General features: G+C 70.9%; 15 protein-coding genes. 9 read left to right on the forward strand and 6 right to left on the reverse strand.

Features of this window, described 5'->3' with window-relative positions:
• The first annotated feature begins 31 nt into the window (after positions 1 to 31).
• On the forward strand, positions 32 to 466 hold the full coding sequence (locus DI269_RS24225; protein WP_112140781.1) for a DoxX family protein: 435 nt from the start codon (positions 32 to 34) through the stop codon (positions 464 to 466).
• Between the two features lie 132 nt (positions 467 to 598).
• Here the strand turns inward: DI269_RS24225 and DI269_RS24230 are convergent, their stop codons facing one another.
• Complete coding sequence (locus DI269_RS24230) at positions 599 to 1969, reverse strand: HtaA domain-containing protein (protein WP_112140784.1); 1371 nt, start codon at positions 1967 to 1969, stop codon at positions 599 to 601.
• Positions 1970 to 1972: 3 nt separating this feature from the next.
• Positions 1973 to 3388: an HtaA domain-containing protein gene (locus DI269_RS24235; RefSeq protein ID WP_112140786.1), complete on the reverse strand. Its 1416-nt coding sequence runs from the start codon at positions 3386 to 3388 to the stop codon at positions 1973 to 1975.
• Between the two features lie 142 nt (positions 3389 to 3530).
• Here DI269_RS24235 and DI269_RS24240 point away from each other — a divergent pair, with 142 nt between their 5' ends.
• From DI269_RS24240 to leuE, 5 genes are all read left to right on the forward strand, one after another.
• Complete coding sequence (locus DI269_RS24240) at positions 3531 to 4544, forward strand: heme/hemin ABC transporter substrate-binding protein (protein ID WP_112140789.1); 1014 nt, start codon at positions 3531 to 3533, stop codon at positions 4542 to 4544.
• 61 nt (positions 4545 to 4605) lie between these two features.
• The gene (locus tag DI269_RS24245) at positions 4606 to 5748 is read left to right on the forward strand and encodes a FecCD family ABC transporter permease (RefSeq protein ID WP_112140791.1); all 1143 of its coding nucleotides are present in this window, start codon (positions 4606 to 4608) and stop codon (positions 5746 to 5748) included.
• Complete coding sequence (locus DI269_RS24250) at positions 5748 to 6569, forward strand: heme ABC transporter ATP-binding protein (RefSeq protein WP_112140794.1); 822 nt, start codon at positions 5748 to 5750, stop codon at positions 6567 to 6569. Before DI269_RS24245 ends, DI269_RS24250 begins: the two co-directional genes overlap by 1 nt.
• A 9-nt stretch (positions 6570 to 6578) precedes the next feature.
• On the forward strand, positions 6579 to 7637 hold the full coding sequence (locus DI269_RS24255; protein ID WP_112140797.1) for an AI-2E family transporter: 1059 nt from the start codon (positions 6579 to 6581) through the stop codon (positions 7635 to 7637).
• Between the two features lie 134 nt (positions 7638 to 7771).
• Positions 7772 to 8434: a leucine efflux protein LeuE gene (gene leuE, locus DI269_RS24260; RefSeq protein ID WP_112140799.1), complete on the forward strand. Its 663-nt coding sequence runs from the start codon at positions 7772 to 7774 to the stop codon at positions 8432 to 8434.
• Positions 8435 to 8546: 112 nt separating this feature from the next.
• Here leuE and DI269_RS24265 read toward each other — a convergent pair whose 3' ends face one another.
• A complete protein-coding gene (locus DI269_RS24265) occupies positions 8547 to 9227 on the reverse strand; it encodes a TetR/AcrR family transcriptional regulator (RefSeq protein ID WP_112140802.1) in 681 nt (226 codons plus the stop codon).
• Positions 9228 to 9348: 121 nt separating this feature from the next.
• On the opposite strand from DI269_RS24265, the gene DI269_RS24270 reads away from it, so the two are divergent.
• Entirely contained in the window at positions 9349 to 9720 is a 372-nt protein-coding gene (locus tag DI269_RS24270; protein ID WP_112140804.1) for a DoxX family protein, read from the forward strand.
• A 105-nt stretch (positions 9721 to 9825) separates the two neighbouring features.
• On the opposite strand, the gene DI269_RS24275 is transcribed toward DI269_RS24270, so the two are convergent.
• From DI269_RS24275 to DI269_RS24285, 3 genes are all read right to left on the reverse strand, one after another.
• Complete coding sequence (locus tag DI269_RS24275) at positions 9826 to 10968, reverse strand: glycoside hydrolase family 53 protein (RefSeq protein ID WP_112140806.1); 1143 nt, start codon at positions 10966 to 10968, stop codon at positions 9826 to 9828.
• An 85-nt stretch (positions 10969 to 11053) separates the two neighbouring features.
• Positions 11054 to 12163, reverse strand: a complete 1110-nt coding sequence (locus tag DI269_RS24280; RefSeq protein WP_112140808.1) for a glycoside hydrolase family 53 protein — start codon at positions 12161 to 12163, stop codon at positions 11054 to 11056.
• A 66-nt stretch (positions 12164 to 12229) separates the two neighbouring features.
• Entirely contained in the window at positions 12230 to 14185 is a 1956-nt protein-coding gene (locus DI269_RS24285) for a beta-galactosidase (RefSeq protein ID WP_198667714.1), read from the reverse strand.
• A gap of 274 nt (positions 14186 to 14459) precedes the next feature.
• On the opposite strand from DI269_RS24285, the gene DI269_RS24290 reads away from it, so the two are divergent.
• Both DI269_RS24290 and DI269_RS24295 read left to right on the forward strand, forming a co-directional pair.
• The gene (locus tag DI269_RS24290; protein ID WP_112140837.1) at positions 14460 to 15815 is read left to right on the forward strand and encodes an extracellular solute-binding protein; all 1356 of its coding nucleotides are present in this window, start codon (positions 14460 to 14462) and stop codon (positions 15813 to 15815) included.
• A gap of 14 nt (positions 15816 to 15829) precedes the next feature.
• Positions 15830 to 17203 carry a carbohydrate ABC transporter permease gene (locus DI269_RS24295; RefSeq protein ID WP_112140812.1) on the forward strand — a complete coding sequence of 458 codons (1374 nt, stop codon included), beginning with the start codon at positions 15830 to 15832 and terminating at the stop codon, positions 17201 to 17203.
• Positions 17204 to 17207: the final 4 nt, after the last annotated feature.

The raw sequence follows: 17207 nt of genomic DNA on the forward strand, positions 1-17207 counted from the left end.
AGCCCGATACTCCCGGAAGGAACGAAACACTATGAGCACCAACGAGATCGCTACCGAAAAGACCGTCGACGCCGAGCGCCCCGGCCGCGGACTGCACGTCACCCTGTGGGTCCTGCAAGTGCTGCTCGCCGTGTTCATGATCGGCGCCTCCGCCTCGGCGAAGCTCCTGGGCCTGGAGTCCGCGGCCGAGGGCTTCGACGTCATCGGCTGGGGCGACTGGTTCATGTACTTCGTGGGCGCCGTGGAGCTCGCCGGCGGCGTGGGCCTGCTGATCCCGCGCCTGTCCGGCCTGGCCGCCACCGGCCTGGGCCTGCTCATGATCGGCGCGACGATCTTCAACGCCACGATCCTGGACTTCCCCGTCTACACCCCGCTGATCCTGCTCGCGTTCTTCGCGTTCATCGCGTGGGGCCGCCGCTACCAGACCCGCCGCTTCTTCGCCCACGGCCTGAAGCAGACCGCCTGACCCGCTCCTCGCCCCAGGACGACCCGAGGGCCGGTGGCCGCAAGCCACCGGCCTTCGGCCGTGTTCTCATTCTCCCGCACGAAAAAGGGGGCCGCCGAGGTTGCAGGCTGGGCGGCCCCCGGAGTGAGGCCTTTAGCTCTGGATCGCCCGGCGGCGCGCCAGGACCGTGACCGCGACGCCGCCCGCGAGGAGTGCGCCGGCCGCGGCCAGGACGAGCGTCAGCGGGGAGCCGGTGACCGGGAGCTTCGGCGAGCCCGCGCCGGAGGCGCTGGAGGTGGTCTCGCCGCCGCTGCCGTCGCCGCCGCCGGGGTTGCCGGTCGGCTCGCAGGTGGTGTCCGCGGCGCCGTCGATCTCGACGGTGAAGCTCACGGCGTCGAGCTCGGTGCCCTCGGTGTAGAAGCCGCCGAAGAAGTCCACGCCGTCGGCCGAGACGCTGGCCGCCGCGCCCTCGACCGCGACGACGCCGTCGCTGATCGCCAGCTCGTCGACCGCGACGTCGGCGATCCGCGTGTCGCCGGAGAAGACCGCGAGGCCGCCGTCGACGCTCGCGATCCGCACGTCGGCCACGTCGAGGTCGAGTTCGCCCTCGTGACCCGAGAAGTTGACCCCGCCCGCGAAGGCGGCGTCGAGCGCGCAGGTCTCGGCGGTGAAGGTCCCCGAGGCGTCCGGGAAGTGGTAGGTCCCGTCCGCGTTCTCGGTCGCCGGGGCCGCAACCGTGATCTCGCCGCCCGCGATCGGGCCGACCACGTACTCGCGGAAGGACTCCTTGACGCCCCAGTCGGCGTCGCCGCCGGTCACGTCGTAGACCGTGCCGCCGGGCTCCTCCGTGGCCGGGTCGTCGGACGTCGGGTCCTCAGAGGACGGCTCCTCCTCGGTGGGGTCGTCGATCGGGTCGGTCATGTCGGTCTTGACGGCGATCGTGATCGGGTCGAGGGCGTCGCCCTCCTTGTAGAACCCGGCGAACGCCTCCGCGCCGTCCGCCGTGAGGGTCACGGGCGCGTCGGTGAGGGTGCTGTAGCCGTTCACCCAGGTCCACGAGCCGACCTCGAAGTCGGCGAAGTGGACGTCCTCGAAGACCTCGTCGCCGGAGGTGACGTCGGCGTAGATCGCGCCGGTGTAGGACACGGTGTCGCTGACGGTCTCGACGTCCTCGATGGTGAGGTCGAGTTCGCCGTGGTGGCCGGTGAAGTGGACCCCGCCGGGGGCGGTGGTCTCGGTGGCCTGGTTCGGCAGGTCGGAGACGCCGGTGACGGGCTTGAAGGTGAAGGTGCCGTCGTCGTTGACGACCGCGCCGTCGACCGCCTCGATCGCGCCGCCGGCGATGGGACCGGTGACGTAGTTGCGGAACGACTCCTTGATGCCCCAGGTGACCTGGCCGTCGACGATGGGGTACTTGGCGAGCTCCTGGGCCTGGGCGGGGAGGGAGGCGAGTCCGACGACCGCGCCGGCGCCCAGGGCGATCGCGGCGACGGCCGCGATGCGCTTGCGGGTGGGGGCTCTCATGGGTTATCTCTCCTTGTCGTTCTCCGGGCCCTCGGGGGAGGGCTCGGCGGGGTCCGCGACGGTCTCGTCTGCGGCCCCGGTTTCTGCGGGGGTGTCCTCAGGGGTGCCCGCGGAGGGAGCGGTCTCCGGGGTGGCTTCGGTTTCGCGCTGGCGGTGCTTGCGGCGCTGGACGACCGCGACGACCGCGGCCGCGGCGCCGAGGACGAGCAGGGCGGCGGCGGGGGCGATCCACACCAGCGGGTTGAGCCCGCCCTCGCTGGAGGCGCGGTCGGCGTCCACGACCTCGGCCGGTTCGCTCTCGCTCGTCTCGACCGGGTCCGAACCGAGGTCCGGCAGCGCGGGCACTGCCGCGTCGGCGGTGAGCGGCACGGCGATGAGCAGCGGGTCCATGGGGTCCCCGGCCTGGTAGTACCCGCCGAAGACCGGCACGGCTGCCTCGGTGAGGACGGTGGGGACGTCCGCGGCGAGCAGCACGCCGTCGGTCTCGACCAATGTGGCCTCGAAGGACACCAGGTCGACACGGGTCCCGGCGACCTCGGCCGAGAGCACGCCCTGTCCGTCGGCGGCGGTGACGACCGGGTCGGTGATCGCCAGGTCCACATTCGTCCCGGTGAACGCGACGGTCCCCTGGAACGCCAGCTGGTAATCGGCGGCGGTCGCGGTTCCCGCGCCTTCGGCGAAGCGGAAGATCGCGCCGCCGTCGGCCGCGCCGTCCGCCACGGTCCAGGAGCCGTCGGCGATGTCGCCGGACACGTAGTCGCGCCAGGAGGTCCGCACGCCCCAGTCGACGACCGCGCCGGTGACGGCGTCGCCCGCCGCCTCGGCGGAGGCGGTCTCGGTCGGCTCCTCGGTGGTCTCCTCGGGCTCGACGGCCACGTCGGCGCTGAAGGACACGGGGTCGAGCTCCTGGCCGGGTTCGTAGTACCCGGCGAACGCCTCGGCGCCGTTGGTCGTCAGGGTCGCGGCGGCGCCCGAGACCGAGACCGTGCCGCCGGAGGCGTCGAGGGAGGCGCCGCTGAGCGTCGCCATGTCGGTGCGGGAGCCGTTGACGTAGACGTACAGCGTCCCCGAGGAGCCGGAGTACTCCACGGACGGGTTGGCGAAGGTCAGGTCGAGTTCGCCGTCGTGGCCCCAGAAGTAGACCCAGCCCTGGTAGTCGACGACGGCCGTGCCGTCCTCGTACGTGCCCGAGGCGGAGTGGAACCGGTACTCGCCGTCCACGGTGGAGGCGCCGTCGCCGGTCTGCACCTCGCCCTGGGCGATGGGCCCGGTGATGTAGGACCGGAACGACTCCTTGACGCCCCAGTCGAGCCGGCCTCCGGAGAGCTCGTCGGCGCTCGCGGGTGCGGCCCACAACAGGAGCGAGGCGACCATCAAGGCGGTCAGCGCTCCCGCCGTGCGGGCTAGGGCTTGGGGCATCGCGGGGGACCTCCGTATTCACGTTCAATGGAGGCAAGGCTAACCTAAGTTCGACGCGCTGAACATAGGGGGTGCTAATAATTGTTAGCGAAGCCTAACCTATGCTCGATCGGCCGCCTGAACACAGAACTGGAGAACGCCCGTGCGCAGAACCCGCTCCCGCCGGACCGTCCGCGCGACGGCGACCGCCCTCGGCGCGGCCGCACTCCTCGTCCTGACGGGTTGCGGCGCAAGCGACTCCGACACCGACACCGCGGTGGAGGCGGCCGTCGACCGCGTCGACCCGATCGCCGAAGGCGCCGATCCGGTCCTGCCGACGACGGTCACCGACGCCACCGGCGCGGCGATCACCGTCGAGTCCGCCGACGCGATCGTCCCGCTCTCCGGTTCCCTTTCGGAGATCGTCTTCACCCTCGGCCTCGGCGACCGCGTCGTCGCCCGCGACATCACCGCGACCTTCGAGCAGGCCGCCGAACTCCCCGTCGTCAGCCACGGCCACGACATCTCCGCCGAAGGCGTCCTCTCGCTCCAGCCGGACCTCGTCCTCGCCGAGACCAGCTCGGGCCCGCAGACCGCGCTCGACCAGATCGCGGCCGCCGGGGTCCCGATCGTCGTCTTCGACCCCGCCGACGGCATCGACGCAGCGGGCGAGCGCATCACCGCCGTCGCCGCGGTCCTGGGCGTCACCGACCTCGGCGCGCAATTGGTGGAGCGCACCGAGGCTGGGATCGCGGCCGCGACCGAGGGCTTGGACCTCTCGAACCCGCCGCGCGTGGCCTTCCTCTACCTGCGCGGCTCCGCGTCGGTCTACATGATCGGCGCCCGCGACTCCGGCGCCACCTCGCTCATCCAGGCCGCCGGGGGCATCGACGCGGGTGCCGAGGCCCTCGAAGGGGACTTCCTCGAACTCACCCCCGAGGCCCTCGCGGCCGCCGCGCCCGACGTGATCCTGGTGATGGACAAGGGACTCGACTCCGTCGGCGGCATCGCAGGACTCCTGGAGATCCCCGGCGTCGCCCAGACCCCCGCGGGCGAGAACGAGCGCATCGCCCACCTCCCCGACGGCATCATGCTCAACTACGGCCCCCGCACCGGCGACGTCGTCGCCGACCTCGCCGAGCAGCTCCACGGCGACCAGAACGAGGACGCCGAATGACCCCCGCCGCCCTGCGCCGCCAGGTGCCATGTCACATGGCACCCTCGCCCCGACCTGTGCCATGTCACATGGCACAGGCGGCCCGCCGACCCCGAGGAGTCGCCGCGTGACCGCGACTGCCAAGACCGAACCCGAGGCGCGGCCCGCCTCGGCGGTCGAAGCCCCGCCGAAGCGCCGCCGGGCCGCCGCGACCCTCCTCGGTGTCGTCCTCACCGGCCTCCTCGCCCTCGGCGTCCTCGTCTCGGCCTCCAACGGCGCCTTCGCCATCCCGATCGGCGACCTCCTCGCCTCCGTCGGCCACAGGCTCGGCCTCCCCGGCTCCCCGATCGACGGGACCGGCGAGAGCGTCCTGTGGAACATCCGCTTCCCGCGCGTGGTCCTCGGCGTCATCGTCGGCGCGAGCCTCGCCTGCGCGGGCGCCCTCATGCAGGGCATGTTCGGCAACCCCCTCGCCGAACCCGGGATCATCGGCGTCAGCTCCGGCGCCGCCGTCGGCGCGGTATGCGCCATCGCCTTCGGGTTCACCTTCGCCGGGAACTGGACGATCTCCCTGTGCGCCTTCGCAGCCGGACTCGTCACCGTCACCGTCGTCTACGTCCTGTCGCGCTCGGGCGGGCGCACCGAGGTCGTCACCCTCGTCCTCACCGGCGTCGCCGTCAACGGCCTCGCCGGGGCCCTCATCGGCATCTTCATCTTCTACGCCGACAACGACGAGATCACCGCGATCACCTTCTGGCAGATGGGCTCCCTCTCCCAGGCGACCTGGCCGAAGATCCTCGCCGTCGCCCCGCTCGCGCTGATCGGCCTCGCGCTCGCCCCCACGTACGGGCGCCGCCTCGACCTCCTCGCCCTCGGCGAGCGCCCCGCCCGCCATCTCGGCGTCGACGTCGAACGGCTCCGCCTGCACCTCATCGTGATCGTCGCCCTCCTGACCGGCGCGGCCGTCGCCGTCTCCGGCGTCATCGGCTTCATCGGCCTGGTCGTCCCGCACCTGGTCCGCATGGCCGCGGGCCCGGGCCACCGGCTCCTGCTCCCGCTGTCCACAGTGGGCGGCGCTGCGGTCGTCGTCTGGGCCGACCTCGCCGCCCGCACGATCGCCGCCCCCGCCGAGATCCCCCTCGGCATCCTCACCGCCCTCATCGGCAGCCCCTTCTTCTTCTGGCTGCTCCGCCGCACCCGACGCCGCCAAGGAGGCTGGGCCTGATGCGAATTCGCAGACGCCGCGCCACCGACGCCGGCGCCGTCCCCGACCGCCCCGCGGCCGCCGCCGGCCTCCACGTCCGCCTGGGCGGCAAGGAGATCCTCCGCGGCGTCGACCTCGACGTCCGCTCCGGCGAGGTCCTCGGCCTCGTCGGCCCCAACGGCGCCGGCAAGTCGACCCTCCTCGCCGCGCTCTCCGGCGACCTGGAGGCCGCCTCCGGCGGCGCCCTCCTGTGGGACCGACCCATCGGCGACTGGAGCGCCCTCGACGTCGCCCGCCGCCGTGCCGTCCTCCCGCAGGCCCACCGCGTCTCGTTCCCGTTCACGGTCCGCGAGGTCGTCGAGATGGGCCGCGCTCCCTGGGCCGGCACCACCCGCGCCGACCGCGACGAGGAGCGCATCGCCGACGCCCTGGCCCGCACCGAGACCGAGGACTTCGCCCCGCGACCCTTCACGTCCCTGTCCGGCGGCGAGCAGGCCCGCGTCATGCTCGCCCGCGTCATCGCCCAGGACGCCGGCCTCGTCCTCCTCGACGAGCCCACCGCCGCCCTCGACCTGCGCCACCAGGAACTCGTCGGCCGCCTGTGCCGCGACCTCGCCGCCGAAGGCCGCGCCGTCGTCATCGTCGTCCACGACCTCGACCTCGCCGCCGCCTACGCCGACCGCACCGCGCTGCTTTCGCAGGGCCGCATCGCCTCCTGCGGGAAACCCGCCGAGGTCTTCACCGCCGAACGCCTCGGCGGCGTCTACCGCCAACCCGTCAAAGTGGAGCCCGACCCGGACACGGGTGCACCGAGAGTGACGCCGCTCCGCCGAATCTGCTAGACATTGCCCATGGCTGACAAACCAGGACTGCCGCTGCGCAGAAGTCTCTCCCAGAGCCCGCCGGTCGCCGCCGGGATCCTCTTCGGCCTCGGCCTCGCCGTCGCGTACGCCCTGGTCTGGTCGATCCAGGAGCTCAGCACCGTCATCACCGCCCTGGTCGTGGCGGCGTTCCTCGCGGTCGGCCTCGAACGCATCATCTCCACCATGACCAACCGCGGCATGCGCCGCTGGCTCGCCATGACGATCCTGTTCCTCGGCCTGTTCCTGGTCTTCTGCGGCGGCATCGCCGCGATCATCCCCGCGCTCGTCCGCGAGACCACGCAGTTCGTCGAGAACGTCCCCGGGTACTACGAGGACATCATGTCCAGCGATCTCGCCGCGCAGTTCGGCGGCGAGTCGGGCCTGCTCGAACGGGCCCAGACCGCGCTCACCGGCGACAACGTCATGGCGACCCTCGGCGGCGTCGCCGGCGGCGCCGCATCGGCCGCCAACGGCCTCGTCTGGACCATCACGACGCTCCTGCTGACCGTGTTCATCCTCGCGGCCTACACCCAACTGCGCCAAGGCGCCCTGCGCCTGGTCGCCGCCTCCAAGCGCGAGCAGACCGGCCGCATCCTCGACGGCATCCTCGCGCAGGTCGGCGCCTACCTCATCGGTGCGCTCGCCATCGGGTTCGTCGCCGGCGTCTCCTCGTGGATCTTCATGGCGATCGTCGGCATCCCCTACGCCGCGCTCCTCGCGCTCCTGGTGGCCCTGCTCGACCTCATCCCGCAGATCGGCGCCACCATCGGCGCCGTCGTGGTCACCCTGGTGGCCCTCGCGGTCTCCCCGATGACCGCGGTCGCCTCGGCGATCTTCTTCATCGCCTACCAGCAGCTGGAGAACTGGGTCATCTACCCGACTGTCATGCGAAGCGCCGTCAAGGTCTCCAACCTCGCCGCGATCGTCGCGGTCCTGGTCGGCGGCACCCTCTTCGGCGTCGTCGGCATCGTCCTGTCGGTCCCGATCTACGCCGCGGTCCGGCTCATCGGCAAGGAGCTCGTGCTCCCGCGCCTCGACAACTCCTGACACGGGGCGGGGCCAGCGGCGCATACCCGCACGCGCCGCCGGCCCCGGCTTCGAACCCCAGCGTAGACTCGGAGCGTTTCGCCCCGCGAGCGCCGCTCGCGTTCCCCGCTCCCGCGCTGAGAGGACCCCCGCCCGTGTTCGGCACCGTCGACCTGTGGACCTACGTGGTCGCCTCGGTCCTCATCATCCTGCTCCCGGGACCGAACTCCCTGTACGTCCTCTCCGTGGCCTCCCGCCGCGGGCGCCGCGACGGCTTCAAGGCCGCGGCCGCCGTCTTCTGCGGCGACTCGGTCATCATGATCGCCACCGCCGCCGGACTCGCCTCGGTCTTCGCCACCTCGCCCCTGGTCTACAACCTGGTCCGCTGGGCCGGCGTCGTCTACCTCGCCTACCTCGCGTTCGGCCTCATCCGCGGCGGCGTCAAGTCCTGGCGCGCCGCCCGCCGCGGCGACAGCGTCGTTGAAAGCGCTGCCGAGGAGGCCCCCGCCACCGGCCCCGCGAACGAGCGGCCCTTCATGCGCGCCCTCATCGCGAGCCTGCTCAACCCCAAGGCGATCCTGTTCTTCGTCTCGTTCTTCGTGCAGTTCGTCGACCCGGCCTACGCCTACCCGGTCCTGTCCTACGGCGTCCTCTACGTGATCATCCAGGCCTTCTCCATGGCCTACCTGACCACGCTCATCCTCGCCGGAGACGGCCTCGCCCAGGCCTTCCGCCGGCGGCGCCGCCTCGCCGCGGCCGGCAACGGCCTCGTCGGCGCGATCATGATCGGCTTCGCCGCGAAGCTCGCGGCCGGGTAGGCGCGGCAAGCCGCCCGCCACGGGAAGTAATACGTCACATGTGACACGGCACCCGAATGCGAGCCGGAGTCCGGACCGTGCTGTGCCGCATCACATGTCACATGGCACCGCTTCAGCCTGAGGCCGCGTCCGCCCGGCGCTGGCGGACCATGCCGCGCAGCAGGCGCTTCGGCGCGGGCGCCGGAGGCAGCGGCTCGGCCGCTTCGACCGCGAAGGCCCGCAGCATCTGCGCGACCAGCCGCCGCGACGCCTCACCGGCGGCCTCGCCCGCCGCGGTCAGCACGCCCGCATTCGCCATCAGCAGGATCGGCAGGTCCTCAGGCGTGAAGTCCTCGTGCAGGCGCCCCTCGGCCTTGGCCCGCTCGATGAGCCCGGTGAAGGCCGCGAAGCCTTCCTGCCGCTTGCGCTCCAGGTCCTTCGCCGACCCGAAGTTCATCGTCAGCACCTCGGCGAACCCGCGGTTGTCGGCCTGGAGCGCGCACACCGTCTCGACGTACTCGCGGAACCCGTCCCACGCCGACTCGCGCCCGGCCGCCGCGACCGCGGCCGCCCGGCTGCCCTCCATCGCGTCCTCGAACACCGCCGCGATGAGCTCGGTCCGGGTCGGGAACCGCCGGAACAGCGTCGCGATCCCGACCCCCGCGGCGCGGGCGATCGAGGCCATCGACGCGCTCAGCCCCTCGCGCCGGTAGACCTTCCGCGCCGCCTCGATGATGCGGTCGCGGTTCGCCTCCGCGTCGCAGCGGAGGCGCCGGGGGCGCTTGCGGGGGCTCTCGTCGGGGGTCGGTTCCATGCCGCAATCCTAACCAAGTGGAATGCCCTATCCGCTTATGTTGTTACACTCACTGCCAATAACCGGATAGACCGCTCCGCTTGGGAGCGGCCCCCGTCGATCTGTTACGGAGAACGCCCACATGAACGTGCTGCTCTGGATCCTGCAAGGCCTGCTCGGACTCGCCTTCCTCGCCGCAGGCGTGATGAAGGCGACCCAGCCCAAGGAGAAGCTCGCCCCGAACATGCCGTGGGTCAACGACTTCTCGACCGGCACGGTCAAGTTCGTCGGCGTCGCCGAGTTCCTCGGCGCCCTCGGCCTCATCCTGCCCGGCCTCACCGGCATCGCCGTCGTCCTGACCCCGATCGCCGCGGCCGCCCTCGCGCTCACCATGGTCCTGGCCGCCGCCTACCACGTCCGCAAGGGCGAGTACTCGGCCTTGGGCATCAACGGCGTCCTGTTCCTCATCGCCGCCGTCATCGCCTGGGGCCGCTTCGGCCCCTGGCCGCTCTAGGACGCAGAGAACCGCGCCGCCCGATCGAGCGCGTCCGGTGCTTGACCCCACCGGGGCGTTCGGTCGGACGGCGCGGCCGACTTCAGGGGTGTTCGAGGGTCGTTCCTACAGTTTGCCCAGGGCCCGCAACCCCGGCAGCGCCTTGTTGTCGAAGTCGAACAGCGCCTGGTTCTCCCAGCCGTTGCCGCTGGCGGGGTCGGCCGGGTCCCAGCCGGCGCCCTCGACGCCGGTCCAGGTCGGCTCCCACCAGATCACGCCCTTGCCGAGCCCGTCGGGGACGTTCTTCACGACCTCGGCGACGGCCTCCAGCCAGTGCACCTGGTTCTCCGGGCTCGCGGGGTACCCGGCGACCGGCTCAGGGTCGGTGATGATGTTGGCGTGCCCGTCGGAGTCCTCGGTGGTGAACGGGTAGGCGGTCTCGACCACGTACAGCGGCTTGCCGTACCGGGTCGCGAGGTCGTTCAGGTTCGCCTCCAGGCCCGACAGCGGCCCGTGCCAGTACGGGTAGTACGAGGCGCCGATCGCGTCGAACTCGACGCCGTTGGCCACCGCGTTGTCGAAGAACCACGTGAACGCGCCGTTGTTGCCGCCCTCGGCGAGGTGCAGCATCGCCTTCGCGCCGGGGACGGTGTCGTGCACCGCGTCGCACCCGGCGGCCAGGAGCTGGCCCATCTGCTCCAACTGGTCCCAGCGGCCGTCGGGCCACAGCAGGCCGCCGTTGGTCTCGTTGCCGACCTGCACGAGCGTCGGCTTGACCCCGGCGCGCTTGAGTGCTCCGAGGACGTCGGCGGTGTGGTCGTACACGGCGGTCTTCAAGTCCGCGAACGGGAGTTCGGCCCAGGCCGCGGGCTTGAACTGCTTGCCGGGGTCGGCCCACGCGTCGGAGTAGTGGAAGTCGACCATGAGGTCCATCCCGGCCCGCTTGGCGCGCTTGCCGAGTTCGACGACCTGCGTCTTGGTGTTGTAGCCGTCGGCGGGGTCGACCCACACCTTCGCGCGGATCGTGTTGACGCCCGAGTCGGCGAGGATCTTGACGGCGTCCCCGGTGCGGCCGTTGGCCTTCCGGTACACCGCGCCGAAGTCCTCGTTCTTGATCAACCCGGAAATGTCGGCGCCGCGCACGAACTTCCCGGGCTTCGGACGTCCTCGGTCGTCGCTCACGGCCTCGGCGAGAGCCGGGGTTGCCGCGGCCGCGGCGACGCCGAGGGCGCCGATGCCGGCGGCGGCGATGGCGGTTCTGCGTTTCATGTCTTCGCTTTCTACAAGGGGGGATCGGGGGCCGGCCCGCTCGGAGTGCGCCGAGGGGACCGGCCCCACCGGGGGAGGGAAGGGTCTACAGGGTGCCGAGGGTCTTCAGCGCGGGCGTCGCCTTCCACGCGTAGTCGAACAGCGCCTGGTTCTCCCAGCCGTTGCCGCTGCTCGGGTTCGTCGGGTCCCATCCGTTGCCGCGCACGGCGGTCCAGGTGGCCTCCCACCAGAACACGCCCGCGCCGCGGCCGTTCGGGACGGCCTTGACGACGTTGCTGATGGCCTTGAGCATGTTCGACTGCCCGGTCGTGTTCGCCGGGTAGCCGGACACCGGCGTCGAGGACGAGATGATGTTCGCGAACCCGTCGCTGTCGGCCGAGGTGAACGGGTACGCGGTCTCGACCACGTACACCGGCTTCGCGTACCGCGACGCGACATCGTTCAGATTGGACTGGAGGCCCGAGAGCGATCCGTGCCAGTACGGGTAGTACGAGGCGCCGATGGCGTCCCACGTGACGCCGCGCGCCTTCATCGCGTCGAAGAACCAGCGGAACAGCGAGTTGTTGCCGCCCTCGGCGAGGTGCAGCATGACCTTGGCGGCCGGCACGGTCGCGCGGACCGCGTTGGCGCCGGAGATCAGGAACTGCGCGAGGTTGTCGAGCTGGTCGTAGCGGCCGGTGGGCCACAGCATCCCGCCGTTGAGCTCGTTGCCGACCTGCACCATCTGCGGGGCCGCGCCCGCGGCGACCATCGCGCCGAGGACGTCGGCGGTGTGGTTGTAGACCGCGGTCTTCAGCTGCGCGACGCTGTAGTTCGCCCAAGCGGCGGGCTTGGTCTGCTGGCCGGGGTCGGCCCAGGAGTCGGAGTAGTGGAAGTCGACGAGCACGTTGAGGCCGGCGGCCCTGGCGCGCTTGGCGACGGCCACGACGCGGGCCTTGTTGTTGTAGCCGTCGGCGGGGTTGACCCACACCTTGAGCCGGATCCAGTTGACGCCGCTCTTCTGGAGGATCCAGATCGCGTCCTCGCGCCAGCCGTCGGGCCACATGTAGGTCCCGCCGAGCGCTTCGGACTTCGCGAGGCTGGAGATGTCGGCGCCGCGCGCGAACGCGGTCTGCGCCGAGGCCGCGGTGCCGCTGCCGAGGACAGCGAGTGCCGGGGCGGCCACTGCGGCCGTGAGGGCGGTTCTTCTCTTCATTGAGACTCACTCCCTGAGGTGATTTCGGGGGGTGGCGGCCCCGCAGGGGCGCGGGGCCGCCGGGGCTTAGGCGTCGGCGAGGACCACGACCTCTCCGGCGGGGACCGGGACGCGGCCGTCGTACGCGGTGCCGTCGAGGGCGTTCACGCCGCTGCCGGGCACCTGGACGTCCTGTCCGGTGTGATTGATGAGGAACCGGTGCGCGCCGCGGCGCACCACCTCGACGTTCTCGGGGATGCCTTGCGGCCGTTCGACACCGGCGGTGTCCATGGCCGTGGCGAGCAGTTCGTTCAGGCCGCTGGACTCGTCGAGCGCGGTCGCGGCGTACCAGGCGGTGCCGCGGCCGAGGTCGTGCCGGGTCAGCGCCGGGCGCCCCTGGTCGGGCCCGGCCGCGAAGCGCGCCACGGCCTCGGCGCCGTCGAGGCGCACGTGCTCGGACCAGATCCGGCCCGCAGCACCGGAGTCCAGTTCGAGGGTCTCGTTCTCGTGGAGCGGGTGGAACTCCTCGATCCACAGGCCGAGGGTCTCCCGCAGCGCCCCGGGGTGGGCGCCGGGGTGGACGGTGTCGTGCTCGTCGACGATCCCCGAGAAGTACGAGACCACCAGGTGCCCGCCGTTCTCGACGTACCCGCGCAGGTTCTTCGACGCCGCGTCGGTGAGCACATAGGACGACGGCGCGACGACGAGCCGGTAGCCCGACAGGTCCGCCTCGGGGTGGGCGAAGTCGACGGTGACGTGCTGGCGCCACAGGGCCGCGTAGTACGCCTCGACGCGCTCGCGGTACTTCAGGTCCGCCGAAGGGCGCCATTCGAGTTCGAGCGCCCACCACGACTCCCAGTCCCACAGGACCGCCACGTCGGCGGCGACCTCGGAACCGACCACACTCGACAGCTGCTTGAGGTCGTTGCCGAGGGCGGCGACGTCGCGCCACACCCCGGTGTCGGTGCCGCCGTGGGGGACCATCGCGGAGTGGAACTTCTCGGCCCCGGCCCGGGAGGCCCGCCACTGGAAGAACATGAGGCCGTCGGCGCCGCGCGCGACGTGCGCGAGCGAGTTGCGGCGCAGTTCGCCGGGGGTCTTGGCGATGTTGCGCGGCTGCCAGTTCACCGCGGACGTGGAGTGCTCCATGATCATCCACGGGCCGCCCGCGACCGCCCGGGTCAGGTCGGCGCTCATCGACAGCTCGATCTGGTGGTCCTCGCGCTCGGCGATGAGGTAGTGGTTGTTCGAGACCACGTCCACAGTGCCCGCCCAGCGCCAGTAGTCCATGCCCTCGCAGTTGGGGATCATGAAGTTCGTGGTCGCCGGCGCGGGGGAGTGGCGGGCGATGACCTCGCGCTGGAGCCGGTAGTTGGCGATGTGCTCGTCGTTGGAGAACCGCTTCCAGTCCAGCTGGAGTGCGGGGTTGACGCCCGGCGGCGCGACCGCGGGCGCCTCGATCTGGTCGAAGGACCGGTACACGAGGCCCCAGAACGCGGTGCCCCACGCGTCGTTCAGGCGGTCGACGTCGCCGTACTTCTCCGCGAGCCACCCTTGGAACGCCGCGGTGGACGCCTCGCAGTAGCACTCCACATTGGCCCAGCCGTACTCGTTGTGCACGTGCCACAGCTCGACCGCCGGGTGCTTCCCGTACCGCTGCGCCAGCTGCTCCACGATGGACGCGCACGCGTCCCGATAAGCCGGGTGCGAGGGGCACACGCCGTGGCGCGAGCCCCCGGCCAGGGTCCGGCCCTCGGCGTCGACGAGGCGGATCTCGGGGTGGGCCTGGCGCAGCCACGCGGGCGGCGAGGAGGTCGGGGTGCCGAGGTTGACCCCGATCCCGTTGCCGTGCAGCAGCTCGACGATCTCGTCGAGGCCGCTCCAGTCGTACTCGCCCGGGGCGGGCTCGATGATCCCCCAGTTGAAGACGCCGAGGCTGACGAGGTTGACGCCCGCCTCGCGCATGAGGCGCACGTCCTCCCGCCAGATCTCCTCCGGCCACTGTTCGGGGTTGTAGTCGCCTCCGTAGCGAATGGTCTGCACCGCGGTCTCCTGTGAGGTTCCTTGCACAAATGCCTGTGAACGTGCACAGTACTCCACGCCTGACGGCCGTGCAACCTGTGGTTCAGTCGGTTCTCGTTTCGAAATTGTGATCGTTTCATGAAGTACGTTCCACGTGAAACGGTCATGAACGGACATAGATACGTTGCCAACTGAGGCGTGAGTCGCTAGATTCGTGTAAACGTTCACAGTCCGATGGCGGCAGATCTTGGCCCAGCGCGCCCCGGACTCCCTCTCACCGAGACAAGGACTTGACATGCGCAGCAAAGGTGCTTACGCGGGACCCTCGATGAACCGGCGCCACCTCCTCGCCGCTGGCGGCGGCGTCGCCGCTGCCGGGGCCCTCGCCGCCTGCGGCGGCCCCGAAGAGGAGGAGACCGAATCCGGCGGCCTCGAATGGGACGCCGACGCACAGCAGTACGTCATCGAAGAGGAGATCGCCTCCGGCGAGGTCCCCCTCAAGCTCTGGTTCGAGAACGAAGACCTCGCGAACGCGCAGATCGCCGCGTTCAAGGAGGCGTTCAAGGACGTCTACCCCGACATCCGGTTCGAGTACGAGCTGGTCGCCCAGAACGACGCCGTCAACGAGATGTCCCTCGCCGGCGAGGCCGGCAACGGCGGCGACGTCTTCATGAGCTTCTACGACCAGGTCGCCCGCGCCATCGAGGAAGGTACCGCCGCGCCCCTCGGCGAGTACGAGTCCGTCCTGAAGAGCCGCATGGCCGAGAACTTCATCGGCGCCGTCTCCGGCGAGGACGGCCAGATCTACGCCGTCCCCGTCACCACCGAGTCCATCGCCCTCATGTACAACAAGACCCTCCTGGCCGCCGAGACCGGCTCCGACCAGCCCGCCGCCACCTGGGAGGACGTCAAGGCCCTCGCCGCGACCTACAACGACCCCGCCGCCAACAAGTGGACGATCCGCTGGGTCCCCGGCGAGATCTACTACTCCTACTCCGTGCTCTCCTCCATGGGCTGGCAGGCCTACCCCGCCGGCGACGTCGCCGAGCCCGGCTTCGACGACCCGGCGCTGGCCGAGGCCCTGGAGTACTACAAGGGCCTGCGCGAGGTCTGGGACGTCCCCTCCGCCGACGCCACCCCCGAGACCGTCGAGGCCGAGTTCGCCGCCGGCAACACGCCGTACATCATCACCGGCCCGTGGGCGTTCTCCGCCTTCGACACCGGCGCCGCCGACAACGGCTTCGAGTACGGCGTCACCACCATCCCGGCCGCCGCCTCCGGCGACCCGGCCTCCTCCTTCGCCGGCATGCACGTCATCGCCGTCTCCGCCTACACCAAGTACCCGGCCGCCGCCCGCGTCTTCGCCAACTTCCTGGCCTCCGACGCCGGCGCCGCCGCGCTCTACGCCACCACCGGCCAGATCCCGGCCCTCAACCCCGACCTGCTCACCGGCATCGCGGGCCTGTCCGAGGACCCGCACGTCGCCGGCATCGTCGCCCAGGGCGCCCAGGCCGACCTGTTCCCGCAGCTGCCGGAGTACTTCTGGTCCACCGCCAACGAGATGACCGTCGCCGTCTGGGACGACCTGTCGAGCTCCGCCGACGCCGCCGCGGCGGCCGTCGCCGGCTACGACGAACTCGCCGGACTCTAGGGACGACACCGCTGATGAGCACCGCTCAGAAGGTCAGCGGGCCACCCGCACCAGTGCCGGGCATCGCCTCGGCACTGGTGTGGGGCGCCGGCCAGCTGATCAACCGCCAGGCCGGCAAGGCCGCCTTCTTCTTCGCCTTCTTCGCCCTCCTGATCGGCTGGGAGATGGGGACCGGCAACTACTACGCCGGCATGGACTACGACGCCCGCGGCAACGGCGGGTTCTTCGTCAAGGGCCTGTGGGGCCTGTTCACGCTCGGCACCCAGCCGCGCCAGATGACCGTCACCGGCCTCACCGACGGCGACAACTCCATCGTCCTCATGGCCAACGGCCTCATCGCCCTGCTCACGCTCGCGCTCCTGGCGATCATGTGGATCTGGAGCATCCGCGACGCAGTGGCCTACCGCCGCAAGCTGAACGACGGCGCGCCGCGCGAGACCTCCCTCGCCTACTTCAAACGCGTCTGGGAGGGCGCCTTCGCGTACATCGTGCTGTCGCCCGGCCTGGTCCTGATCGTCTTCATGTCGGTCCTGCCGGTGCTCTTCGGCATCCTCGTCGCCTTCACCGACTACAACCGGGACAACCTCCCGCCGAAGAACCTCGTCAACTGGGTCGGCTTCGAGAACTTCGCGACGATCTTCGCCGTCCCCTCCTGGACCGCCACGTTCATCGGCGTCCTCGGCTGGACCTTCGTGTGGGCCATCCTCGCCACCGCCACCACCTACGCCGCCGGGTTCGTCCAGGCCGTGCTCCTCGCCAACCGCAAGGTGAAGTTCCCGCGGGTGTGGCGCTCGGTCTTCCTGCTGCCGTGGGCCGTCCCCGGGATCGTCTCGGCACTCGTCTTCCGCGCCATGTTCAACGGCCAGTTCGGGCCGGTCAGCCAGTGGCTCGTCGACGTCGGCCTGACCGACGAGCGGATCTACTGGTTCACCGACCCGTCCCACCCGAACCTCGCCCGCGCCGTCGCGCTCCTGGTCAACCTGTGGCTCGGCTTCCCGTTCTTCATGGCCCTCGTCGGCGGCGTGCTCACCAACATCCCCGACAGCTACTACGAGGCCGCCCGCATGGACGGCGCCGGACCGCTCCAGCAGCTGCGCCACATCACCTTCCCGGTGGTGCACCGGACGGTCTCGCCGCTGCTCATCCTGGCGTTCGTGTCGAACTTCAACAACTTCGGCGTCATCTACTTCCTCACCCAGGGCGGCCCCGACAACGCCGACTACCGGTTCGCCGGGAGCACCGACCTGCTCATCACCTGGCTGTTCAACCTGACGCTGGACAACCGCCTCTACAACATCGGCGCGGTGATGAGCATGCTCATCTTCGTCATCGTCGGGACCATCTCGGTATGGAACCTCAACCGCTCCAAGGCGATTCGGGAGCTGTGAACCA

It is taken from the genome of Glycomyces dulcitolivorans, from assembly GCF_003265355.1.
Taxonomy (GTDB): Bacteria; Actinomycetota; Actinomycetes; order Mycobacteriales; family Micromonosporaceae; genus Glycomyces; species Glycomyces dulcitolivorans.

Coding starts and splice junctions, on each gene's coding strand:
- DI269_RS24225 (WP_112140781.1), top strand. CDS start 32: ATGAGCACCAACGAGATCGCTACCGAAAAGACCGTCGACGCCGAGCGC.
- DI269_RS24230 (WP_112140784.1), bottom strand. CDS start 1,969: ATGAGAGCCCCCACCCGCAAGCGCATCGCGGCCGTCGCCGCGATCGCC.
- DI269_RS24235 (WP_112140786.1), bottom strand. CDS start 3,388: ATGCCCCAAGCCCTAGCCCGCACGGCGGGAGCGCTGACCGCCTTGATG.
- DI269_RS24245 (WP_112140791.1), top strand. CDS start 4,606: ATGTCACATGGCACAGGCGGCCCGCCGACCCCGAGGAGTCGCCGCGTG.
- DI269_RS24250 (WP_112140794.1), top strand. CDS start 5,748: ATGCGAATTCGCAGACGCCGCGCCACCGACGCCGGCGCCGTCCCCGAC.
- DI269_RS24255 (WP_112140797.1), top strand. CDS start 6,579: ATGGCTGACAAACCAGGACTGCCGCTGCGCAGAAGTCTCTCCCAGAGC.
- DI269_RS24265 (WP_112140802.1), bottom strand. CDS start 9,227: ATGGAACCGACCCCCGACGAGAGCCCCCGCAAGCGCCCCCGGCGCCTC.
- DI269_RS24270 (WP_112140804.1), top strand. CDS start 9,349: ATGAACGTGCTGCTCTGGATCCTGCAAGGCCTGCTCGGACTCGCCTTC.
- DI269_RS24275 (WP_112140806.1), bottom strand. CDS start 10,968: ATGAAACGCAGAACCGCCATCGCCGCCGCCGGCATCGGCGCCCTCGGC.
- DI269_RS24280 (WP_112140808.1), bottom strand. CDS start 12,163: ATGAAGAGAAGAACCGCCCTCACGGCCGCAGTGGCCGCCCCGGCACTC.
- DI269_RS24290 (WP_112140837.1), top strand. CDS start 14,460: ATGCGCAGCAAAGGTGCTTACGCGGGACCCTCGATGAACCGGCGCCAC.
- DI269_RS24295 (WP_112140812.1), top strand. CDS start 15,830: ATGAGCACCGCTCAGAAGGTCAGCGGGCCACCCGCACCAGTGCCGGGC.